Source organism: Peribacillus sp. P4_B1 (assembly GCF_056402395.1).
This window is the reverse complement of record NZ_JBFUHM010000001.1, coordinates 1-24,199: the sequence shown is the minus strand read 5'-3', so window position 1 is coordinate 24,199 and position 24,199 is coordinate 1. Positions and strand designations below refer to the sequence as shown.

The 24,199-nt window shown below is 41.4% G+C and carries 22 protein-coding genes; 21 read left to right on the top strand and 1 reads right to left on the bottom strand.

Translation table 11 applies throughout. The features are described from left to right. Positions 1-3: 3 nt before the first annotated feature. From ribF to AC1DVK_RS00040, 15 genes are all read left to right on the top strand, one after another. Positions 4-954 carry a bifunctional riboflavin kinase/FAD synthetase gene (gene ribF, locus AC1DVK_RS00110; RefSeq protein WP_410860320.1) on the top strand — a complete coding sequence of 317 codons (951 nt, stop codon included), beginning with the start codon at positions 4-6 and terminating at the stop codon, positions 952-954. A gap of 147 nt (positions 955-1,101) precedes the next feature. Further along, positions 1,102-1,371 carry a 30S ribosomal protein S15 gene (rpsO, locus tag AC1DVK_RS00105; RefSeq protein ID WP_061462448.1) on the top strand — a complete coding sequence of 90 codons (270 nt, stop codon included), beginning with the start codon at positions 1,102-1,104 and terminating at the stop codon, positions 1,369-1,371. 320 nt (positions 1,372-1,691) lie between these two features. Beyond that, a complete protein-coding gene (gene pnp, locus AC1DVK_RS00100) occupies positions 1,692-3,809 on the top strand; it encodes a polyribonucleotide nucleotidyltransferase (RefSeq protein ID WP_089364988.1) in 2,118 nt (705 codons plus the stop codon). A gap of 157 nt (positions 3,810-3,966) precedes the next feature. Then, the gene (locus AC1DVK_RS00095) at positions 3,967-4,926 is read left to right on the top strand and encodes a polysaccharide deacetylase family protein (protein ID WP_061462450.1); all 960 of its coding nucleotides are present in this window, start codon (positions 3,967-3,969) and stop codon (positions 4,924-4,926) included. A gap of 46 nt (positions 4,927-4,972) precedes the next feature. Then, positions 4,973-6,199, top strand: coding sequence for a M16 family metallopeptidase (locus AC1DVK_RS00090; protein ID WP_089364987.1), 1,227 nt, complete (start codon positions 4,973-4,975; stop codon positions 6,197-6,199). Between the two features lie 162 nt (positions 6,200-6,361). Then, positions 6,362-6,631: a YlmC/YmxH family sporulation protein gene (locus tag AC1DVK_RS00085; protein ID WP_061462452.1), complete on the top strand. Its 270-nt coding sequence runs from the start codon at positions 6,362-6,364 to the stop codon at positions 6,629-6,631. Positions 6,632-6,860: 229 nt separating this feature from the next. Then, on the top strand, positions 6,861-7,763 hold the full coding sequence (dpaA, locus tag AC1DVK_RS00080) for a dipicolinic acid synthetase subunit A (RefSeq protein WP_089364991.1): 903 nt from the start codon (positions 6,861-6,863) through the stop codon (positions 7,761-7,763). Beyond that, a complete protein-coding gene (locus AC1DVK_RS00075; RefSeq protein WP_061462454.1) occupies positions 7,760-8,362 on the top strand; it encodes a dipicolinate synthase subunit B in 603 nt (200 codons plus the stop codon). The genes dpaA and AC1DVK_RS00075 overlap by 4 nt, the downstream gene beginning before the upstream one ends. Positions 8,363-8,566: 204 nt before the next feature. Then, positions 8,567-9,625: an aspartate-semialdehyde dehydrogenase gene (gene asd, locus AC1DVK_RS00070; RefSeq protein WP_061462455.1), complete on the top strand. Its 1,059-nt coding sequence runs from the start codon at positions 8,567-8,569 to the stop codon at positions 9,623-9,625. A 98-nt stretch (positions 9,626-9,723) separates the two neighbouring features. Further along, on the top strand, positions 9,724-10,944 hold the full coding sequence (gene dapG, locus AC1DVK_RS00065; RefSeq protein ID WP_089364986.1) for an aspartate kinase: 1,221 nt from the start codon (positions 9,724-9,726) through the stop codon (positions 10,942-10,944). A gap of 48 nt (positions 10,945-10,992) precedes the next feature. After that, complete coding sequence (dapA, locus tag AC1DVK_RS00060; protein WP_061462457.1) at positions 10,993-11,862, top strand: 4-hydroxy-tetrahydrodipicolinate synthase; 870 nt, start codon at positions 10,993-10,995, stop codon at positions 11,860-11,862. A 285-nt stretch (positions 11,863-12,147) separates the two neighbouring features. After that, the gene (locus AC1DVK_RS00055; protein ID WP_477625629.1) at positions 12,148-13,818 is read left to right on the top strand and encodes a ribonuclease J; all 1,671 of its coding nucleotides are present in this window, start codon (positions 12,148-12,150) and stop codon (positions 13,816-13,818) included. A 124-nt stretch (positions 13,819-13,942) separates the two neighbouring features. After that, positions 13,943-14,689 (top strand): ClpP family protease, encoded by a 747-nt coding sequence (locus AC1DVK_RS00050; RefSeq protein ID WP_061462459.1) that lies wholly within the window; start codon positions 13,943-13,945, stop codon positions 14,687-14,689. Further along, positions 14,686-14,913, top strand: coding sequence for a YlzJ-like family protein (locus AC1DVK_RS00045; RefSeq protein ID WP_061462460.1), 228 nt, complete (start codon positions 14,686-14,688; stop codon positions 14,911-14,913). The genes AC1DVK_RS00050 and AC1DVK_RS00045 overlap by 4 nt, the downstream gene beginning before the upstream one ends. Before the next feature lie 239 nt (positions 14,914-15,152). After that, positions 15,153-17,483, top strand: coding sequence for a DNA translocase FtsK (locus AC1DVK_RS00040; RefSeq protein ID WP_089364406.1), 2,331 nt, complete (start codon positions 15,153-15,155; stop codon positions 17,481-17,483). 28 nt (positions 17,484-17,511) lie between these two features. On the opposite strand, the gene AC1DVK_RS00035 is transcribed toward AC1DVK_RS00040, so the two are convergent. Continuing rightward, entirely contained in the window at positions 17,512-17,811 is a 300-nt protein-coding gene (locus AC1DVK_RS00035; RefSeq protein WP_089364431.1) for a DUF6509 family protein, read from the bottom strand. Positions 17,812-18,124: 313 nt separating this feature from the next. Here AC1DVK_RS00035 and AC1DVK_RS00030 point away from each other — a divergent pair, with 313 nt between their 5' ends. The 6 genes from AC1DVK_RS00030 to AC1DVK_RS00005 all read left to right on the top strand — a co-directional run bounded on the left by AC1DVK_RS00030 (position 18,125) and on the right by AC1DVK_RS00005 (position 24,034). Beyond that, a complete protein-coding gene (locus AC1DVK_RS00030; RefSeq protein WP_061462463.1) occupies positions 18,125-18,850 on the top strand; it encodes a GntR family transcriptional regulator in 726 nt (241 codons plus the stop codon). Positions 18,851-19,011: 161 nt separating this feature from the next. After that, positions 19,012-20,112 carry a BMP family lipoprotein gene (locus AC1DVK_RS00025; RefSeq protein WP_089364407.1) on the top strand — a complete coding sequence of 367 codons (1,101 nt, stop codon included), beginning with the start codon at positions 19,012-19,014 and terminating at the stop codon, positions 20,110-20,112. Positions 20,113-20,326: 214 nt separating this feature from the next. Beyond that, complete coding sequence (locus AC1DVK_RS00020; RefSeq protein WP_089364408.1) at positions 20,327-21,862, top strand: ABC transporter ATP-binding protein; 1,536 nt, start codon at positions 20,327-20,329, stop codon at positions 21,860-21,862. Continuing rightward, entirely contained in the window at positions 21,855-22,898 is a 1,044-nt protein-coding gene (locus AC1DVK_RS00015; RefSeq protein ID WP_284471250.1) for an ABC transporter permease, read from the top strand. The genes AC1DVK_RS00020 and AC1DVK_RS00015 overlap by 8 nt, the downstream gene beginning before the upstream one ends. Beyond that, a complete protein-coding gene (locus AC1DVK_RS00010; protein WP_089364410.1) occupies positions 22,899-23,858 on the top strand; it encodes an ABC transporter permease in 960 nt (319 codons plus the stop codon). A gap of 53 nt (positions 23,859-23,911) precedes the next feature. Then, a complete protein-coding gene (locus AC1DVK_RS00005; protein WP_477625628.1) occupies positions 23,912-24,034 on the top strand; it encodes a hypothetical protein in 123 nt (40 codons plus the stop codon). Positions 24,035-24,199 lie beyond the last annotated feature (165 nt).

Here is a 24,199-nt window from a genome sequence, read left to right as displayed (position 1 = left end):
AAGGTGAAAGTGATCGCAATAGAGCATCCTCATCAATTTAAATCGGATGATTTTCCTGAGCTTGTAATGGCGCTTGGATTTTTTGATGGTATACATAAAGGACATCAGATTGTTATTCAAACCGCCAAGCAAAAAGCCGATGAAATGAATCTTAAGTCAGCAGTCATGACATTTGACCCGCATCCTTCAGCAGTACTGGGGAGGAAAACGGAAAATATCCGCTATATTACTCCACTTGAAGATAAGGTGGATATCATAGAGTCGATGGAGATAGATTATTTATTCATAGTCCATTTCAGCAAGGAATTTGCTTCGGTACTGCCGGAACGGTTCGTTGACGAATACATTGTCGGGCTGAATGTCCGTCACGTCGTAGCAGGCTTTGATTATTCATACGGTCGCTATGGTCAAGGGTCAATGAAAGATTTGCCTGTTTACGCCCAAGGAAGGTTTTCTCAGACTGTCGTTGAAAAACAGACACTTGAAGATGAAAAGGTTAGTTCGACGAGAATCAGGGAAACTCTCGGTAATGGCAACTTTTCCGACTTTTATCATTTGGCTGGCCGGCGCTATTTAACGAAAGGGCATGTCATCCACGGAGAAAAACGGGGCAGGAAGTTGGGATTCCCCACCGCTAATATTGAAGTAAGTGACGATTATATCTTCCCTGCTGCAGGCGTATATGCAGTCAGGATCAAAATAAGCGGTAAATGGTATTGCGGAGTTTGCAATGTCGGTTACAAACCTACGTTCCACGAAGAAAAGCCTAAATACCCTACTGTGGAGGTCCATGCCTTGGAGTTCTCAAGAGATATATATGGCGATCAGGTTTCGGTTGAATGGCATACAAGGCTTCGGAGTGAGCAGAAATTTTCCGGACTTGAAGCATTGGTCGCTCAGATCGAAACGGATAAGCAAAATGCAATAGTCTATTTTTCAAAACTGAAAGCATAAAAAGGGCAGTAATAGACAAGACTTGCAATTTTAATGAAAAACATGTATTCTATTGTATGTATGAAAATAACCATTGCTTGGCTAGTCGAGACTCCGACGCTGGCTCGGTAATAGGTGATTTTACAGAATTTTAGGAGGAATAATAACATGGCAATTACACAAGTACGCAAAAACGAACTTATCGCTGAGTTCAGAACTCACGATACTGACACTGGGTCTCCAGAAGTTCAAATCGCAGTTTTAACAGAAGAAATCAACAACTTGAACGGTCACTTACGCACACATAAAAAGGACCATCATTCACGTCGCGGTCTTCTTAAAATGGTAGGTAAACGTCGTAATCTTTTAACTTACCTACGTAACACAGACGTTACTCGTTACCGTACACTAATTAACAAATTAGGTCTACGTAGATAATTTTTTCAGGAAGGCGGGAAATTTCCCGCTTTTTTGATGTTAATCAAATGATTTGGACGTGTTCTACTTAAAGGCTGAGCCTTCGTCCTTGGGACTCGGCAGGAGCCGGGTCCTTTTCCATTTATAAATGATCAGGATATACATAATCAAATGAATGAAATTTTTATTCATTTTACTGTTAATGCTTGTTTTTTTCGTGCATAATAGGAATAGTTTGGTTTTAACTCGAGTTCAGTTACTTTCACATATAAATGATTTAATCCAATACAGGTTTAGGTAAACTAAGCCTTTAAGTGAAGATTCAGAGAGGGGTTTAATAAATGGGACAGGAAAAACATACGTATTCATTTGACTGGGCCGGCCGTAATGTAACGGTAGAGATAGGGCAATTGGCCAAACAAGCGAACGGAGCAGTTTTAGTCCGTTATGGAGAAACTGCTGTATTAAGTACAGCAACAGCTTCGAAAGAGCCTAGAAATGTCGACTTCTTCCCTTTGACAGTCAACTACGAAGAAAGACTTTATGCAGTCGGCAAAATTCCAGGTGGCTTCATCAAACGTGAAGGCCGACCAAGTGAAAGGGCAATTCTTGCAAGCCGTTTAATTGATCGTCCAATCCGCCCGCTATTTGCTGACGGCTTCAGGAACGATGTTCAGATCATCAGCATGGTCATGAGTGTCGATCAAGATTGCTCTTCTGAAATGGCAGCGATGCTTGGATCATCCCTTGCACTTTCAGTTTCCGATATTCCATTCGAAGGTCCAATTGCTGGAGTTGTAGTAGGAAGAATCAATAATGAATTCATGATTAACCCTACTGTTGACCAACTTGCAAAAAGTGACATCAATTTGACGGTTGCCGGTACTAAAGATGCTATCAACATGGTTGAAGCCGGAGCTAATGAAGTACCAGAGGAAACCATGCTTGAAGCAATCATGTTTGGACATGATGAAATCAAGAAAATCATTGCATTCCAAGAGAAAATCGTTGCTGAAATCGGCAAGAAAAAAATGCAGATCGCTTTATATCAGGTGGATGCAGAGCTGGAAGCAGAAGTGAAAGGCCTATGTGAAGCCGACTTGAACAAAGCTGTACAAGTTCAGGAAAAACATGCTCGTGAAGACGCGATTAAAGAAGTGAAAGATCGTGTATTGGCTCATTATGAAGAAGAAACTGATGAAGCTAAATTAAAACAAATCAAAGAAATCCTGAATAAATTGGTCAAATCTGAAGTACGCCGTTTAATTACGGAAGAAAAAGTGCGTCCGGATGGCCGTAATCCTGACGAAATCAGACCATTATCATCAGAAGTTACCATTCTGCCCCGTACACATGGTTCTGGATTGTTCACACGCGGACAAACCCAAGCACTATCCATCTGTACTTTAGGTGCACTTGGTGATGTGCAGATTCTGGATGGGCTTGGAACCGAAGAGTCAAAACGTTTCATGCACCACTATAACTTCCCACATTTCAGTGTTGGTGAAACTGGTCCTATCCGTGGAGCAGGTCGCCGTGAAATTGGTCATGGTGCACTTGGTGAAAGAGCATTGGAACCTGTCATTCCAAACGATAAAGACTTCCCTTATACAATCAGACTTGTTTCAGAAGTGCTTGAATCAAACGGTTCAACTTCACAAGCAAGTATCTGTGCAAGCACTTTGGCAATGATGGATGCTGGTGTTCCATTGAAGGCTCCAGTTGCCGGTATTGCAATGGGCCTTGTCAAAACTGGTGAGCACTATACAATCTTAACGGATATTCAAGGTATGGAAGATCATCTTGGAGATATGGACTTTAAAGTCGCAGGTACCTCAAAAGGTGTTACTGCCCTACAAATGGACATTAAGATTGAAGGTCTATCAAGAGAGATCCTTGAAGAAGCTTTACTTCAAGCCAAACACGGCCGGATGCATATTTTGGAGTCAATGATGTCAACAATCAATCAACCGCGTGAGCAGTTATCCAAATATGCTCCTAAAATCGTTACAATGTCTATAAATCCGGATAAAATCCGTGATGTCATTGGACCGAGCGGAAAACATATCAATAAAATCATTGAAGAAACTGGCGTGAAAATCGACATCGAGCAAGATGGAACGGTATTCATATCTTCTACAGATGAACCAATGATTCAAAAAGCGAAGAAAATCATTGAGGATATCGTACGTGAAGTCGTAGTCGGCGAACTATACTTAGGTAAAGTGAAACGTATTGAAAAGTTCGGTGCTTTCGTTGAAATCTTCAATGGTAAAGACGGTTTGGTGCATATTTCCGAACTGGCTGAAGAAAGAGTCGGAAAAGTGGAAGATGTCGTTTCACTTGGCGATGAGTTATTGGTTAAAGTTACTGAGATTGATAAGCAAGGAAGGGTAAACCTTTCCCGTAAAGCGGTCCTGAAAGAGCAAAAAGAGGCAGCTAACCCTTCTCAATCGTAATAGAAATGAAATTCCGGCATGCGATTCTTTGTGAATCTGCATGCTTTTTTTTGTAAAAAGCATTGGGATAATACATAGCATGAATGGCATTAATAGTATGTCATGTTCTACCTTGTCCGTTTTCTTCATACATTTTGGTATGAAGGGGGCGTAAAAAATGAATAATAAATGGAAGCAGATAGTTGCGATAAGTGCCATTGCAGGTATATCATGGTTATTAGTGCAAAATCCATATACACAAATTTATTTGACCCAATTAACAGATCATTCAGTTGCTTCAATGAAGCAAGAAGATGAGCTTCTTTTACAAATAAAAGAATCAACAAAAAAATATGAGATTGCACCAGAGGATGCACGAATAGATTCGGTATGGAAAACCATTCCTGCATATAATGGCCTGAAGGTAAATATTGATGATTCGTATAAAGCCATGAAGAAGGAGGGTGTGTTCGATAAGGATAAGCTGGTATTTCAGCAGGTCCCTGCAAAGATACACTTAGAGGATCTGGATCCGGCTCCGATTTACCGGGCCCATCCCAAAAAGCCGGTGGTTTCATTTTTAATCAATGTGGCCTGGGGGAATGAATACTTACAAGATATGTTGGCTGTGCTGAAAGAGAATAATGTCAAGGCCACTTTTTTCCTTGAAGGTAATTGGACCAAGAAAAATCCAGATTTGGCCAAGATGATTAAGGGTGGCGGGCATGAAATAGGAAATCATTCTTATTCACATCCCGATATGAAAAACATATCCGCACAAGCTACACGTGAGGAAATTCGAAAAACGAACGAAGTCATTGAAGCGGTGACAGGTTCGAAGATGAAATGGTTCGCGCCACCAAGTGGCAGCTACCGGGATGAAACGGTGAAAATCGCGGATTCTTTCGGTCTGGAAACAGTCATGTGGAGTGTGGATACGATCGACTGGCAAAAACCAAGCCCTGAAGTCCTACAACAACGAGTGCTTTCTAAGGTACACCCAGGAGCATTTATTTTAATGCATCCGACGGAATCTACTGCAAAATCATTGGAAACGTTAATAATTGAAATAAAAAAGAAAGACCTGGATGTTGTTACCGTTTCGGAAGCTGTAGATGAAGAGCGATCGAATCCATAATGTTTTGGTTACGATAGCAGCATAGAATGATTGGGAGGAATGTTAGTTGATTAAGAAATACACGTGTCAAAATGGAGTTAGAATTGTATTGGAAAATATTCCAACAGTACGCTCAGCAGCAATTGGAGTATGGATCAAAACAGGTTCACGAAATGAAACACCTGAATTGAATGGGGTTTCACATTTCCTGGAGCATATGTTCTTTAAAGGGACAACTACGAGGAATGCGCGTGAAATTGCCGAGTCGTTCGATAGTATTGGCGGACAGGTAAATGCATTCACTTCAAAAGAGTATACATGCTATTATGCTAAAGTAATGGATAACCATGCAAGCTATGCGCTTGAAATACTTGCCGATATGTTCTTCAATTCAACATTTGATGGGGAAGAATTGAAAAAAGAAAAAAATGTAGTCTACGAAGAAATCAAAATGTACGAAGACACACCGGATGACATTGTCCATGACCTCTTAAGCAAGGCGGTTTATGAAAATCATCCTCTTGGCTATCCAATACTAGGGACGGAAAATACCCTTGAAACATTCAATAGTGATACATTGAAAAAATACGTCCATGATATGTATACACCTGATAAAGTAGTGGTTTCCATTGCGGGTAATGTGGATGAAAAATTGATTCAAGAGGTCGAAAGCTACTTTGGGTCGTATCAAGGTGGGGAAGATCGTCTTGAGTTGGTGAAACCTTCCTTTCATCAAAATAGGATCACCCGTAAAAAAGAAACAGAACAAGCCCACTTATGCCTTGGTTACAAAGGATTGGAAATCGGCAATGATAAAACATACAGCTTAATTACCTTGAATAATATTCTTGGAGGAAGCATGAGTAGCCGCCTATTCCAGGACGTCAGGGAACAACGCGGCCTTGCCTATTCCGTGTACTCCTATCATTCCAGCTATCAAGATAGCGGTTTGGTGACAGTCTATGGGGGGACAGGCACAAATCAACTCGACAGCCTATATGAAACCATTCAGGAAACACTGGATACATTAAAGAGGGATGGCATTACAGAAAAGGAATTACGAAATAGTAAAGAACAGCTTAAAGGAAGCTTGATGCTCAGCCTTGAAAGCACGAATAGCCGGATGAGCCGAAACGGAAAAAATGAACTTATGTTGGGTGAGCACCGTTCCCTTGATGATATTATCATCAAAATTGACGAGGTGACAGAGGATACCGTCAATGAACTGGCAAACCAGATATTTACGGAACATTCCTTGTCATTAGTGAGCCCGTTGGAAAACTGGGACAAATAAAAACGAACAAGCCTGCACCTTCCCTTTTATTAATGGGAGGTCAGGCTTTTTTTATAATGGAAGGGCCGGGACGGTGTTATGGACAATATTTAGATAAATGCCTTCTAAGTTCCCCTTTTTCGGATATAGATTGAATAGAAGGTGAAAAAGGGGGAGCTATAATTGAGATTGAGCGAACTGAGCGGTAAGGAAATAGTCGATGTGAATAGGGCGGAAAGATTGGGAATCCTTGGTCAGACGGATTTGGAAATAGATGAAACTGGACAAATTACCACGTTGATCATCCCTTCTGTCAAATGGTTCGGCCTTTTAAGGAATGGCAGTGAAATAAGAGTGCCATGGGAACATATAAAAAAAATCGGATCGGATATGGTCATCATTGATTTTCAGGAAGGACTTTCACTTAAAGATGGAGAGCAAATGGACGGGTGAAGACCTCACACTCCATTCTCCTTGGAATGTCTGGATATGGTCTCTCGAAAACGCCTTAGCTGGCAATGGCTAAGGCGTTTTTTCTTTTCTTATCACCGTTTTTTAAGTGAAAACATAAGATGGCAGGGTAACTAGAGAATGCAGCAAAAACCGAGTTGCTTCTTGAGGGAAGTTTATCATGAGGCGGGGAATGTTTAGGATCTTTTATATAAAGAAGGTGACGGTTTTAATGCTCACAGGCATGCAAATCGCTGTAATTGGTGGAGATGCGCGTCAGCTTGAAGTTGTCCGTAAACTGACGGAGCTTGATGCGAAGCTATTATTGGTAGGGTTTGAACAGCTCGACCATGCTTTTACCGGTGCGGTTAAGGAAAAAATGAAAGATATAAATTTCAACGAAATTGATTCTGTTATTTTACCTGTCCGGGGCACGGATTCAGATGGAAAAGTGGAAACGATCTTTTCCAGTGAAGAGGTTGTTTTGACTGAAGAAATGATAAAAAAGACCCCGGCACATTGCATTTTTTATGCAGGAATCAGTAACGATTACCTCAATGGGATATTTAAGAAAGCGGATCGTAAACTTGTGCTATTGTTCGAACGTGATGATGTGGCTATTTATAATTCCATTCCCACTGTAGAGGGTGCGATCATGATGGCCATTCAACATACGGATTTTACTATCCATGGATCGAATGTAGCCGTTCTTGGGCTGGGAAGGGTCGGTATGAGTGTAGCCCGGTCATTCCAGGCCCTTGGAGCAAAAGTGAAGGTGGGGGCAAGAAAAAGCGAAGATATTGCGAGGATCAGTGAAATGGCACTAACCCCTTTTCATTTAAATGATCTTGCTGAAGAAATGAAAAATGTTGATATATGTATCAATACGATTCCTTTTCCGATAATTACCGCAAGAGTTATATCCAATATGCCCGTTCATACATTAATCATCGACCTTGCTTCAAAACCAGGGGGGACGGATTTTCGTTACGCTGAAAAAAGGGGAATTAAAGCGCTGTTGGCACCGAGCCTACCGGGTATAGTTGCCCCGAAAACGGCTGGTCAGATATTAGCAAATGCACTGGGACTATTGATTCAAGGCGAGTTTATGAAAAGGAAGGGGAAAAAACTATGAGTCTCCAAGGGAAACGGATCGGATTCGGATTAACAGGATCACATTGCACATATGATGAAGTATTTCCTGAAATAGAAAAACTTGTAAATGAAGGGGCGGAAGTCATTCCAATCGTAACATCGACTGTACAGAACACGGAAACACGTTTTGGAAAGGGCGAGGACTGGATCGAAAGGATTGAAACATTGACGGGGAATCATGTCGTTGATACAATCGTCAAAGCAGAGCCATTAGGGCCTAGATTGCCACTTGATTGCATGGTAATCGCTCCTTTAACGGGTAACTCAATGAGTAAAATGGCAAATGCTCTTACCGATTCGCCTGTACTTATGGCTGCAAAAGCGACGATGAGAAATCACCGTCCAGTTGTGGTCGCTATATCAACGAATGATGCACTTGGGTTAAATGGTGTCAATCTAATGAGGCTGATGGCAGCAAAAGATATTTATTTTGTTCCATATGGCCAGGATAATCCAATAGGCAAGCCAAGTTCCATGGTTGCAAGGATGAGTATGATAAGGGATACGATCGTTGCGGCACTGGAAAGGGAACAGGTTCAACCGGTCATCGTCGAAAGGTTCAAGGATGATATAGACTAAAACAAGTTTTCAGGCACGCTCCCGCTTTCACATATATGCATAATTTTGTAGTGTAAAGTTATAAAAAACCACTCCACTACCAGAATATTTTGTTAAAGTCCGACCCTTTGGAATGTTAATGTGATAAAATAAATGATATTCTGAACAAGAAGAGTAAATCCAACTATAAACTAATTTTAAGAGATAGAAAAGGAGTATGTATAAATGACTGAGACACAGGGATTGCGTATTGCAGTTGTGGGAGCAACTGGAGCAGTAGGACAACAAATGATTTCAACACTCGAACAAAGGGACTTACCGATTAAGAAAATCATCTTTTTATCATCGGCTCGTTCCGCTGGAATCAAACTTAAGTTTAAGGGCGAAGAAATCGAAGTGCAGGAAGCAAAACCTGAAAGCTTTGAAGGCATCGATATCGCATTATTCAGTGCTGGAGGAAGCGTGTCTAAGGAATTGGCTCCAGAAGCAGTGAAACGCGGAGCAATAGTAGTGGATAACACCAGCGCGTTCCGCATGGATGAAAATGTGCCGCTAGTCGTGCCTGAAGTAAACGCTGAAGACTTGAAACTGCATAATGGGATCATTGCGAACCCGAATTGTTCAACTATCCAAATGGTTGTGGCATTAGAACCTATCCGCCAGACATACGGATTATCAAAAGTTGTCGTCTCTACCTATCAGGCTGTTTCGGGTGCAGGGGCTGCAGCGATAAATGAATTAAAAGAACAAGCTCGCAACTTGCTTGATGAAAAAGAAATAGATCCGAAAATTTTACCGGTGAAGGGGGACGAAAAGCATTATCAAATCGCTTTTAACGTCATTCCCCAAATCGATAAATTCCAAGAAAATGGTTACACATTCGAAGAGATGAAAATGATCAATGAAACAAAGAAAATCATGCATATGCATGACCTTCCAGTAGCTGCAACATGCGTAAGGCTTCCTGTTGTAACAGGTCATTCAGAATCTGTTTACATTGAAGTTGAAAAAGAAGGCGTAGCGGCTTCTCAAATCAAAGATTTAATGAGGATGGCGCCTGGAATAGTGTTAGAAGATGAACCGGAACAACAAATTTACCCAACGCCTGCTTCATCCGTCGGCAAGAATGATGTATTCGTCGGTCGGATCCGCAAAGATTTGGATGAAGATAAAGGCTTCCATTTATGGGTGGTTTCCGATAATCTATTAAAAGGAGCAGCTTGGAATTCTGTTCAAATTGCTGAAAGCCTTTTGAAATTAGGTTTAGTTACAGTTAAGGATTAATTTATTCTTAACGAACTTGAAAATTAATTTCCTAGAGGATAGAGAGTTTTTGTCAGCTTCCCTAATCGGGAAGCTGGCTTATATTTGGGGTGCATATTATGAAAATTATCGTCCAGAAATACGGTGGGACATCCGTTCGTGATGAGAAAAGCCGTTCATTTGCAAAAGGGCATATTGAAAATGCGATCAAAGAAGGGTATAAAGTGGTGGTTGTGGTTTCAGCAATGGGAAGAAAAGGCGATCCCTATGCAACGGATACCTTACTTTCTTTAGTAAATGGAGCAAAAGCCAGCCTTTCAAAACGAGAACAGGATTTACTTATGTCAGTAGGGGAAACGATATCTTCTGTCGTGTTTACGAACATGCTGTTGGAACACGGTATTGAAGCCGTCGCCTATACTGGAGCTCAAGCGGGGTTCTTGACGAATTCCGACTATTCCAGTGCGAAAATAATCGAAATGAAATGTGACCGTCTCATGAAGGAACTGGAATTGAAGGATGTTGTCGTTGTAGCAGGATTCCAGGGAGCAGCTAAAAATGGGGATATCACCACCATTGGCCGTGGTGGAAGTGACACTTCAGCTGCTGCATTAGGTGCTGCTTTGCAAGCTGAGCGGGTCGATATTTATACGGATGTGGAAGGAATCATGACGGCAGATCCACGTATTGCCGATCAAGCTCGTCCATTATCAATCGTTTCATATACGGAAGTTTGCAATATGGCATATCAAGGGGCTAAAGTGATTCATCCGCGAGCTGTTGAAATTGCCATGCAGGCCAAAGTCCCGATTCGGATAAGGTCAACATACAGCGAAGGTTTGGGAACACTTGTTACAAGTGTGAACAAGGAAAGCCAGGGTAGTGACATACGTGAAAGGCTTGTAACCGGGATTGCCCATGTTCCAAAAATCACTCAAATCAAGGTGCGTGCAAAAAAAGATCAATACAATCTACAAGCAGAAGTTTTTAAAGCAATGGCCAATGCCTCCATTTCAGTGGATTTTATAAATATTTATCCAAGTGGCGTGGTTTATACAGTTTCGGAAGAGATGACAGAACTGGCCCTCTCAATTTTGGCCGAGCTTGGTCATGAACCGGTCATTGAACGAAATTGTGCCAAAGTTTCCGTAGTCGGTGCAGGCATCAACGGAGTGCCAGGCGTTGCAGCGAAGATTGTCACAGCGCTTTCCGAGAAGGAAATTGCCATACTTCAGTCTGCAGACAGCCATACGACTATTTGGGTACTCGTAAAAGAAGAAGATTTAATTGAAGCTGTTAATTCACTGCACGATGCATTTCAACTGCATGAAGTCCACTAATCATGGTTTTTTAATAAATAAAGGTTTTAAAAAATAAAGAGGTGTTAGATGATGATATTTGGTAGAGTATCAACCGCAATGGTCACCCCTTTTGATAGCAAGGGAAATGTAGATTTTCAAAAGACGACTACATTGGTTAATTACTTATTGACGAATGGAACGGATTCACTTGTGCTATCGGGAACAACAGGGGAATCTCCAACTTTATCTTCGGAGGAGAAAATCGCATTATTGCGTCATGTTTCTAAGGTGGTTGAAAAACGTGTGCCCATCATCATGGGTACAGGGAGCAACAATACGTATGCTTCCATCGAGTTGACAAAAAAAGCAGAACAAAATGGCGCCGATGCAATTATGCTGGTGGCCCCGTATTATAGTAAAACGAATCAAGAAGGTCTGTACCAGCATTTTAAAGCTATTGCAGCCAGCACCACTCTCCCTGTAATGATATATAATATCCCTGGGCGTGCTTCGGTTAACATTGAACCGGAAACGATCATCCGCCTTGCACAAATTCCTAATATCGTAGCCGTGAAGGAAGCAAGCGGGGATTTAAACGCTATGTCTCAAATCATAGCAGGAACGGATGATGATTTTGCATTATACAGTGGAGACGACGCTTTAACACTCCCTGTACTAGCGATTGGTGGTGTGGGTGTAGTTTCGGTTGCTTCACATATTGCTGGTAATGAGCTGCAGAAAATAGTGGAGGCTTTCATCAGTGGTAACCTGAAAGAGGCGGCTCAGCTGCATCAGGAACTGTTACCGCTTATTAAAGGTTTGTTTGCAGCGCCAAGCCCGGCACCTGTCAAAACAGCTCTTCAGTTATATGGAATAGACGTTGGATCGGTCAGACTTCCAATCGTGCCATTGACGGAGCAGGAGCGCCTTGCCTTAACTTCGATATTAAAAAAATAAAAATACACGGAACAAGCTGATCGTTGAAGATTGGCTTGTTTTTACATAAAGATGTATTTGAAATAGGATATATTTTTGTGGTTTCCTCCAAAATTCGATCGAAAGAGGATAAAACCATTCGAATAGTACATGGGATGAATGTCCCATACATACATGCAAAGTTTTATTAATGAATAAAAGAAAAAGTCCCTCTGAAAATGGTAAGTGTTGTCATGTTTTTTGAACATCAGTTATAATGAAATCATTGGGAAATTATGAACGGGATTTTTTAAGGAGGATATTCGATTGGGTAAAGATAAAAATAATGGGATAAAAGTCATTTCTCTTGGAGGACAAGGGGAACTTGGTAAAAATATGTACGTCGTTGAGGTGAATGATGACATCTATCTTCTTGATGCAGGGTTAATGCTGCCAGAAGAGGAAATGCTGGGAATCGATGCGGTTATTCCTGATATATCATATTTGATGGATAATAAGGAACGGGTGCAGGGGATATTCATTACACATGGTCATGAAGACCATATGGGAGCTCTTGCTTATGTTTTGAAATACTTACCGGTTCCTGTTTATGGAACAAAGCTTACACTTGCTTTAATCAAAACCAAATTAAAGGAAGATGGCTTTAACGGCAGGGCAACATTTACTGAAATCGATTCCGAGTCTCTTTTAAGTTTCCCTCAAGCAGCCGTGTCTTTTTTCCGGACTAACCATAGTATCCCTGATTCTGTCGGAGTCGTGATCCACACGCGTGAAGGTGCAATCGTATATACAGGGGATTTCAAATTTGACCAAGCTGCGACCGGTCTTTATAAACCCGAAATCGGTAAAATGGCTAGTATAGGTGAAGAAGGTGTCCTATGCTTGCTTTCGGATAGTACGGGTGCTGAGAGGCCAGGTTACACGCCATCAGAAGCAGTTGTGGCCAGAGATATTACAGAGGCTTTCCTTGCTGCCTCCGGAAGGATTATCGTTGCGTGCTTCGCTTCTAACATCAACCGGATTCAGCATGTCTTCAATGCAGCGTCTGCAAGTCGCAGGAAAGTTGCAGTGGTAGGAAAAAGTCTGCAACGCGTTTATGAAACAGCCTTGAATCTTGGCTACCTGAAGGTCGAAGAAGAGCTGATCATCCCAATTAATGAAATTAGCCAGTATGACGACCGTGAAATCGTCGTGTTATCGACAGGTCATCAGGGGGAGCCAATTGCAGCCCTTCAAAAAATGGCAAAACAGACTCATAAGCAGGTAACGATCAAAAAGGGAGACACAGTTCTAATCAGTGCATCACCACTTCAGGGCGGCGAACTTATCTTATCAAAAACCGTCGATTTGCTGTACAGGGTAGGTGCGGAAGTGGTATCTGCTAATAAATATAAAGTGCATGTAACGGGGCACGGCAGCCAGGAAGAACTGAAAATGATGATCAATTTGATGAATCCTAAATTCTTTATCCCAGTACATGGGGAATACCGCCAATTATATGCCCATCAAAAAGTTGGGATTGCCGCGGGGATTAAACGGGAAAACATCATAATTGCCGAAAAAGGTGATGTCATCGAACTAAAGGGCAATAAAATGGGTCTATCCGGCAAAGTTTCTGCAGGAAATATCTTGATAGATGGCAGTGGTGTTGGAGATGTTGGTAATATCGTTCTTCGTGATCGTCGCTTGTTATCCCAGGATGGCATTTTGATTGTAGTCGTCACATTGAACCGTCAGGATAAAAGCATTGCAGCAGGACCTGAAATCATTACAAGGGGATTCGTTTATGTACGCGAATCAGAAAAAATGATTGGGGAAGCAACTGAAATAGTAAGTGAAATCGTGAAAAAAAATGGATCGCGCCAACCCTTCGATTGGTCCACTTTGAAGCAGGAAATGCGTGATGCATTGAACCAATTCTTCTATGAAAAAACGAAACGCCGTCCAATGATTTTACCAATCATCATGGAATATTAAGTAAAGAACCCCTGATTCGTCAGGGGTTCTTTTTTTTCGATTCAAACCTCTTATATCTTGAAGAATGAAGTCCGAGACTCGAGACATAATAAAGCTATAGGCTAAGAAGAAAGGGGTTGGCATAGTGGATAATGCACCATTACCAAATGAAAACGAAGGCCGGCAGGAAGGTAAGAATTCAACTTTAGTCGAAAAGATCCAGCAGCTGGGGGCTACTAATGTCCCGCAACTATCTCAGGACTCAAAAATCCATTGCTTAACAATCATTGGACAAATTGAAGGACATATGCAGCTGCCGCCTCAAAATAAAACGACCAAATATGAACATGTTATTCCACAAATTGTGGCAATTGAACAAAATCCCAATATTGAGGGGCTTCTTGTCATTTTAAATACAGTTGGAGGAGATGTCGAAGCGGGGCTGGCCATCGCAGAGATGCTGGCTTCACTGTCCAAGCCGTCTGTCTCGATTGTGCTTGGGGGAGGTCATTCAATCGGTGTCCCGATTGCAGTTTCGTGTGATCATTCCTATATAGCAGAAACAGCAACGATGACGATTCATCCCATTCGTTTGACAGGTCTAGTCATTGGCGTGCCTCAAACCTTTGAATACTTGGATAAAATGCAGGAAAGAGTCATTAAGTTTGTTACGCGGCATTCCAATGTTACGGAAGAAAGTTTTAAGGATTTAATGTTTGCTAAAGGAAATTTAACCCGTGATATAGGCACGAATGTAATCGGGGCCGAGGCAGTTGAAATAGGTATGATCGATGATGTAGGAGGAGTGGGCCAGGCCATGAGAAAACTAAATAGCTTCATGGATGAAAGAAGGCCAAAAATAGCTGGGGAAGGGGAGGGGCTTCTGCAATGACGCTTTATACGATCGTTCCTGACGATGTCATTTTCCCTCATCACCATGAAAAGACGGCAAACTTAATAGAAATGATTTATAATGGTGTACATGTTATGGTTGAACATGACGGTGGACGCACGTTTCGCATTGATCGAATTGTGAGCACGGATCCAGAAGATTATATGAATGTACACATTCAGCCGGGAGCTGTCATCAATGTGTTCGAACATATGAGTACCTAGTAAAAACGACTAACTGAGGTAAATTATGATATACTGGAATGAAAATCAGCAGCCGCTTGGCTGCTTTATTCATTATACTGGCAAATTGTCAGCCTTAAGAAGAAATGGTACATATATCAAGGACAGGGACATATTTATTTGGTATAATCAATAAGCGAACGTTTGTTTCGTGAAGGGAAATCATGTTGTGATGTTGAATAGGAAAGTTAGAATAGTTTCATGAAGAATCAGGTGATATTATGGCAAAGAAGAAACGCAGAAAAAAGAAAAGTACAGAGAAGTTAAAAATAACGCTTAAATATGAATTGATCGGCCTCACTTTAATAGGGTTGGCCATCATTGCCATTGCCAAGCTAGGAGCAGTTGGAAAAGGGACGGTCTTTTTAATCCGCTTCTTCATGGGGGAATGGTATATCCTCTTTTTGTTGGGAGCGATTGCAGCTGGGTTCTATTTGATGATAAGGAGGGAGGTCCCTTTCCTGTTGAAACGGCAATTCATCGGGATGTACTTCCTTGTCGCGAGCATGCTCTTACTAAGTCATGTGACGCTGTTTAACATGCTTGCAGATGGGGGCCCGTTTACGAAGCCCAGCGTCATTTCGAATACATGGGAACTATTTTGGATGGAAGTGACCGGCAAGGCCAGCACAAAGGACCTCGGGGGCGGTATGATTGGAGCGATATTATTCGCTTCCTCATACTTTTTATTCGACGAAGCTGGATCGAAAATCATCTCATTCCTTTTTATCATTGTAGGTGCTGTATTATTGACCGGGAAAACTTTAGGTGAAGCCCTCGGGAAGTTTTTCATGAGTCTTGGCGGTTTTTTCAGTAAGCAATGGTCTGAATTCAGTGTTGATATGAAAACGTGGAATGAAGACAAAAAAGAAAAGAAAAAAAAACCCGTAAAAAAGAAGAAACGAGAAAAAGATCCGGAGGAAGAAACGGATCAGCCCCTTCATCAAGAAGAGGAGACACAGCAAATGGCGACGGAACGGATCATTTCCAGCTTTGCTGATAAAGCCTATAGCGACGAAACTGAAGTAATTCCGGTTGCGACGGAACCTGCAGCTGAAACTGCAGAAGAGCAGGAAGATGCCGTTCCGCCTATGAATTTTACTGAAGTGGAAAATAAAGAATATCTTTTACCGCCGCTTTCATTATTATTACAGCCCAAAAAAACGGACCAAAGCGGAGAGTACCAATTGATCCATGAAAATGCGGCAAAGCTTGAACGGACATTTCATAGCTTTGGAGTGAAAGCGAGGGTCACTCAAGTGCATTTAGGCCCAGCCGTAACCAAATATGAAGTGCATCCGGATGTAGGGGTGAAGGTAAGTAAGATTGTCAGCCTTTCCGATGACTTAGCCCTTGCACTGGCCGCGAAGGATATTAGGATCGAAGCGCCGATTCCCGGTAAATCGGCTATAGGAATTGAAGTTCCTAACTCCGAAGTGGCGATGGTGTCATTAAGGGAAGTGTTGGAGGCCAAAGAAGTTGACAAGCCTGATGCAAAACTGCAAATAGGCCTAGGGCGGAATATTTCTGGTGAAGCGGTTAAGGCGGAGCTCAATAAAATGCCGCATTTACTAGTAGCCGGAGCTACGGGCAGCGGAAAATCCGTTTGTATCAACGGAATTATCACGAGTATCTTGATGAGGGCAAAACCGCATGAAGTGAAAATGATGATGATCGATCCAAAAATGGTGGAGCTTAATGTCTATAATGGAATTCCCCACTTACTCGCGCCTGTAGTGACAAATCCAAAGAAAGCTGCACAGGCCTTGCAAAAAGTAGTTAGTGAAATGGAAAGGCGCTATGAGCTATTTTCACATTCTGGTACGCGTAATATTGAAGGTTACAACGATTATATTAACCGATATAACATTGAAGAAGATGCAAAGCAACCGCTCCTGCCCTATATCGTAGTCATTGTCGATGAGCTGGCAGATTTGATGATGGTCGCCTCGAATGATGTTGAGGATGCCATAACACGGCTTGCGCAAATGGCAAGGGCTGCAGGCATCCATTTGATAATAGCCACTCAGCGGCCTTCCGTAGATGTTATTACAGGGGTCATTAAAGCGAACATCCCATCTCGGATTGCTTTTAGTGTCTCATCAATGACCGATTCGAGAACGATCCTGGACATGGGCGGTGCCGAAAAACTGTTAGGGCGGGGTGACATGCTCTTCCTGCCTGCAGGAGCTTCTAAACCCGTTCGCGTCCAAGGGGCCTTTTTATCCGACAATGAAGTCGAGGAAGTTGTCACATATGTCATTTCACAACAAAAAGCCCAATATAACGAAGAGATGATACCTGATGAAATTGCAGAAACTTCAAATGGTGAAGTCGAAGATAGTTTATACGGGGATGCCGTGTCCTTGATCATAGAAATGCAGACCGCATCCGTTTCCATGCTGCAGCGCCGTTTCCGGATTGGCTACACGCGGGCAGCAAGATTGATTGATGAAATGGAAACGAGGGGAATTGTCGGGCCATATGAAGGCAGTAAGCCACGAAATGTATTGGTCACTAAAGATGAACAGGATGAAGCGCATTTATCATAGGAAAAAAACCGGGCGGCTGCCCGGTTTTTTAATTCTTCATCGCCTCATCTAAATGTTTAAGACAGAAGTCGGAAATCATCGCTTCTTCATCTTCCTCTAAATCGAATTCGAGTGCGGCTTCGTTCCCTTTTTCAAAAATATCATATTTAATCAGCTTGCCTATTTGTTCTTCCACTACAAAAAGTACCCGGATATATAAACCATTTTCCGAAAAGAGCTCATCCTCTTCCGGCACTTCAATATCCAAGAACAACTCGTAACGCTCCCCGGTTAAAATTCCGAATGGATCATTCAATTTTTCAATCGTGTATTCTGTAATCTTTAACATCATGTGTACATCCCTTCAAAGAAGATAAATCTTATTATACAGGAAAACGGTGCCTTGAAAAGAAAGCTGGCTGCATTCATCTTGCATTTTCAAAAAAAAAAAAATATCTGATTTAGGAGAATAATCGTACAACTTTCGCGGCCATCCCTAGACGGAAAGACATAGAGGAGGGTAATTTATCCTAAATTCTTTTAAAGTAAATAGTAAAACACTATTTATTTATATCAAAAAAAATGTTATATTATTTTCGATTAGTAGGAATGATTCAACATCAGAGGTCTGATGTCTTAAGAAATTAGCTGGGGGAAACTGTATGTCAATAAAATCAGATAGTCGACATTTATATTTGCAGGTCATTGATTACCTGAAGCAGGATATTGAAGCAGGAGTCTATCAGGAAAATGAAAAATTCCCTTCAGAATTCGATCTTGCAAAAAAATTGGGAGTGAGTAGGGCGACACTTCGAGAAGCGCTGCGAATTTTAGAAGAAGAAAACGTCATCATTCGCCGCCATGGAGTTGGGACCTTTGTCAATCCAAAACCTCGCTTCACTTCAGGTATCGAGCAATTAAAAAGTGTCACGAACATGATTGAAGAGGCAGGAATGAAGCCGGGTACGATTTTCTTAAGCTCGACGACCCAAGAAGCTACAGAAGAGGATATACAAAGGTTTTCTTGTTCACCAGATGAACGCATCGTCATCATTGAACGTGTAAGGACAGCGAATGGCGAACCAGTTGTCTACTGTGTTGACAAAATTCCTGAATCAATACTATCAGAAAATTTTGACCGTAATGATGAGTCTCTTTTTGATATTTTGGAAAGAGATGCGAATCGAAAAATTACGCATGCCGTAGCAGAGATTGAGCCTATTGGATATCATGAGAAGGTTTCTCCTATCCTTAAATGTTCGCCAGAAGCCGCACTCCTCGTTCTAAAGCAGATGCATCTGGATGATTGGGACCAGCCTATCCTGTATTCTGTTAACTACTTTAAAGCCAATATGTTCAGTTTTCATGTCCTTCGTAAACGTGTGTAGTCCTTTTAGTCTGCATACGGTGAATGCAAGCGTTTGTTCGATTCCTTAAAAGTCGGTCAAGCGCTTGCAAAAAAATTTTAAAGAGAAGTGAAAACGCCAACATGAATGACTTTTCAGAACATTCCTGCTCAAAAAACTATGTATTTTAGGGGGATAAAAATTTGAAAAAGCGCAAATTAGGCCTAGCTCTTTCACTTGTTCTTGCAGCTGGAACGCTACTAGGAGCATGTGGTAATTCAGAGAATGATGATAAAAAATCTTCAAATGGAAAAGACAAAAAAGATAACTTCACAGTATCGATGGTAACCGATATTGGTGGTATCGATGACAAATCCTTCAACCAATCTGCTTGGGAAGGCCTTCAGGCGTTTGGAAAAGACAATGGATTGGAAAAAGGAAAAGACGGCTATAATTACCTTCAGTCAAAATCAGATTCCGAGTATACGACGAACCTAAATACTCTTGTTAAAGAAGATTACAATCTTATCTACGCTATCGGCTATGCATTAGCCGAATCTGTTGATGAAGTAGCAACACAGCGTCCTAAATCTCATTTTGCGATCGTTGATAGTGTTGTTAAACAAGATAACGTAGCAAGCATCGTTTTTAAAGAACAGCAAGGTTCATTCCTAGTAGGTGTTATTGCTGGCTTGCAGACAAAATCGGATAAAGTTGGCTTCATCGGTGGTGTGGATTCTAAACTAATTAAGAAATTTGAAGTAGGCTTTAAAGCTGGTGTTCTCTCTGTTAATCCTAATGCAAAAATTACAGCACAATATGCAGGATCGTTTGGTGATGCGGCAAAAGGACAACAAATGGCCAACAACATGTATTCTTCAGGAATTGATATCATTTACCAAGCAGCTGGCGGAACTGGAAACGGCGTCTTCACATCTGCTAAGGAATTGAAGAAAAAAGATCCTAAAAAAGACATTTGGGTTATCGGGGTAGACCGTGACCAAAAAGAAGAAGGCGCATTGAAAGTCAATGGCAAGGACTACAATGTCACTTTGACTTCCATGGTAAAACGAGTGGATGTAGCAGTACAAGATTTAGCGAAAAAGACAAAAGAGGGTAACTTCCCTGGTGGAGAAACCATTGAATATGGTCTTGAAGAAAACGGAATCATGATTTCAAAATCTCAAGAAAATGTAACCAAGGAATCATTAAAAGCGGTTGAAGAATATGTTGAAAAAATTAAATCTGGTGAACAAAAAACTCCTGGAACAGAAAAAGAGTTGAAGGAATTAGGATTTAAATAATTCAAGCATAACATGATAAGGAGAGAAGAAGGCCTGTCAAAGGCCTTCAAATCCTTTTCATACTGAAAAAAAGCCGAATGAAAGACTATGAAAAAGTTTGTAGTTTTTCATTTGGTTTTTTATAAAAGAAAACCAATTAATGAGAACTATTAGGAATTTATCATATCTCCTAGTTAGGTATCAGAATCCTCATTTCTATAGGAGTTGATTATACGTGGAACATGTAATTGAGATGCTTAATATACGCAAAGAATTTCCTGGTATTATTGCAAATGATAATATAACCCTTCAAGTGAAAAAAGGGGAAATTCACGCATTGCTAGGTGAAAATGGAGCTGGTAAATCCACGCTCATGAATGTGCTTTTCGGATTATATCAACCAGAACAGGGAGAAATCCGAGTAAATGAGCAGATTGTTCAGATTACAAGTCCGAATGTTGCCAATGACCTCGGAATTGGGATGGTGCATCAGCATTTTATGCTGGTTGATCCATTTACAGTTACCGAAAATATCATTCTAGGAAAAGAACCATCGAAATATGGAAAAGTTAATGTAAAAGGAGCGAGTGAAGAGGTAAGGGAACTTTCTGAACGATATCATTTAAGCGTAGATCCAGATGCGAAAATTGCGGATATATCGGTGGGGATGCAACAAAGAGTAGAGATTTTGAAAACCTTGTACCGTGGTGCTGAAATTCTGATTTTTGATGAACCTACTGCGGTTTTGACACCCCAGGAAATAAAAGAGTTAATAACAATTATGAAAGCTCTTATTAAAGAAGGAAAGTCGATTATCCTGATTACACATAAGTTAAAAGAAATTATGGAAGTTTGCGACCGAGTCACGGTTATTAGAAAAGGTAAAGGTATAGGTACAGTGAACGTAAAGGATACAAATCCTGATGAACTAGCCAGTTTAATGGTTGGACGGGATGTGGTTTTTAAAACAGATAAATCGGTAGCAATTCCGCAAGAAGTCGTTTTAGAAGTGAAGAATCTGGAAGTGAAGGATTCCCGTGGTGTATCAGCCGTTCATAACCTTGACCTATCAGTTCGTGCCGGTGAAATTATCGGTATTGCCGGAGTGGATGGGAACGGACAATCTGAACTTATCGAAGCACTTACGGGATTGAAGAAAGTAGCTTCAGGTACTATAACATTAAACGGAAAACAAATACAAAATATGAAACCGCGTAAAATCACCGAATCTGGAGTAGGACATATACCTGAAGACCGTCATAAACATGGTCTTGTCCTTGATTTCAGCATTGGGGAAAATATCGTGCTACAAACTTATTATCAAGAGCCTTTTTCAACGGGAGGCATTTTACATTCGAAGAAAATATTCGAAAAAGCTCGTACTATCATAAAAGAATATGATGTCAGGACCCCTAATGAATATACACCGGCACGGGCACTATCAGGCGGTAATCAGCAAAAGGCAATTATCGGGCGTGAAGTCGACCGGAATCCTGATTTACTAATTGCAGCACAGCCCACACGTGGATTGGATGTTGGTGCAATCGAGTTCATCCATCGTCGATTGATTGAACAGCGTGATGCGGGGAAAGCTGTACTTCTCATATCTTTTGAATTAGATGAAATAATGAATGTCAGTGATCGAATCGCTGTTATTTATGAAGGGGAAATCGTTGCAATAGTTGATCCTAAAGAAACAACAGAACAGGAATTGGGATTATTAATGGCTGGAAGTAAGCGTTCGGAAGCAGGTGAAAGAGAGAATGTCTAAATATTTTTATAAGTTAACGAGTCCATTATTTGCTGTCATACTCGGATTGCTCGCCGGTGCCATTATCATGTTGGTCAGTGGGTATAATCCGGTTGAAGGTTATGGAGCAATGTTAGCGGGAATCCTAGGTGATTCCTACTATGCTGGAGAAACCTTAAGGACGATCATTCCTTATATTCTTGCTGGTTTAGCCGTTGCCTTCGCCTTTAGGACAGGACTGTTCAATATTGGAGTAGAGGGTCAATTAATTGTAGGTTGGCTTGCAGCGGTTTGGGTTGGTGTAGCTTTTGATCTTCCTAAGATCATTCACTTACCATTAGCAGTACTTGCTGGTGCTGCAGCTGGGTCTCTATGGGCTTTTATTCCTGGGTATTTGAAAGCTAAATTCCGTGTGCACGAAGTAATTGTATCCATCATGCTTAATTACACTGCTTTATATGTAACGAATTATTTAATTCAAAATGTTATTTCTGATAACCAGGACAAAACTGAACGGATTGCTGAAACAGCTTCTCTTCGTTCTCCATTTTTTGAGAGTTTAACAGACTTCTCCCGTCTTCACTGGGGAATCTTTATAGCGATCATTTGTGTATTTATCATGTGGTTCATCCTGGAAAAAACAAAAACCGGTTTTGAATTAAAAGCTGTTGGGTTTAATCAACAGGCTTCGGAATATTCGGGTATGAGCGTAAACAAAAATATTATTCTATCTATGGTCATTTCTGGTGCGTTTGCAGGACTTGCTGGAGCTATGGAAGGCTTAGGCACTTTCGGCTATGCAGCCATTAAAGGTGGATTCACGGGAATCGGCTTTGACGGGATTGCGGTCGCCTTACTAGGAGGCAACTCAGCGATTGGGGTCGTGTTAGCTGCTTTCTTGTTCGGTGGTCTTAAAGCAGGGGCAATCAATATGCCATTGGAGACCGGGATTCCAAGTGAAATTGTTGATATTGTCATAGCATTAATCATATTCTTTGTTGCATCAAGTTATTTTATTCGTTGGATTGTGCAACGCTTTAAGAAGGGGGCGAAATAAGTGGACTTTTATCAAGTGTTACAAATCATCATTCCGTCCATGATTGCTTATGCTGCCCCGCTGATTTTCACTGCGCTTGGTGGTGTGTTTTCTGAACGGTCTGGTGTTATCAATATAGGGTTAGAAGGGTTAATGGTAATTGGGGCTTTCACAGGAATCGTTTTTAACTTGATGTATGCAGATGTTTTTGGAGTTTGGACACCATGGCTATCCGTTGTTGTCGCCATGCTTGCTTCCCTGCTATTTTCAGCTCTTCATGCAGTGGCATCGATAACATTCCGAGCGGACCAAACGGTAAGTGGGGTTGCTATTAACTTACTGGCGGTTGGACTCACATTATTTCTAGTAAAGAAGATTTATGATAAAGGGCAGACGGATATAATTACGGAGACTTTCCCGAGGATAGATATTCCCTTGTTAAGTGATATTCCTTTTATTGGTCCAATCTTCTTCTCAAATGGTTACTATATTGCATATCTTGCCATTATCGTAGCAATTATCGTTTGGTATATCATTTTTAAAACTCCATTCGGACTTCGTCTCCGGGCTGTAGGGGAACATCCGATGGCTTCGGATACAATGGGCGTAAATGTAACGAAGATCCGTTATCAGGCTGTTCTTCTTTCAGGAGCTTTTGCTGGTATCGGAGGAGCAATCCACGCGACTTTATTTGCGAATGATTTCAGTCATACGACAATAAATGGGCAAGGTTTCATGGCCATTGCCGCAATGATCTTTGGTAAATGGAATCCACTTGGGGCCATGGGAGCTGCTTTATTCTTTGGTTTGGCACAAAGTTTAAGCATTGTCGGATCCAGTCTGCCATTCATAAAAGATATACCATCCGTTTTCTTATTAATTATGCCATATGTTCTGACGATCATTGCACTAACAGGTTTCATTGGACGTGCAGATGCTCCGAAAGCATCCGGACAGCCATACATCAAAGGGAAAAGATAAGTTATCTTAACCGGTCAGCAAACTGTGCTGGCCGGTTTTTTCGTGCGCCCGGCATGGGTGCAATCTATAGGGTGAAAGTCCCGAATCATGAAGGCAGTAGTAGTGGTAAGCTTAATGCAAGGGTGTCCACGGTGACGTGGAATCTGAAGGAAGCAAGCGGCAAACCTCCGGTCTGAGGAACACGAACTTCATATAAGGCTAGGTATCATTGGATGAGTTTGCGAAACAAAACAAAGTCCTTACTGCCGAAGGTGGTACAGAGTAAATGAAGCAGATAGATGGAGGGAAAGATTGCACTCTTACCCGGGGAGGTCTGATGACAGCGGAGGTCTGATGACAGC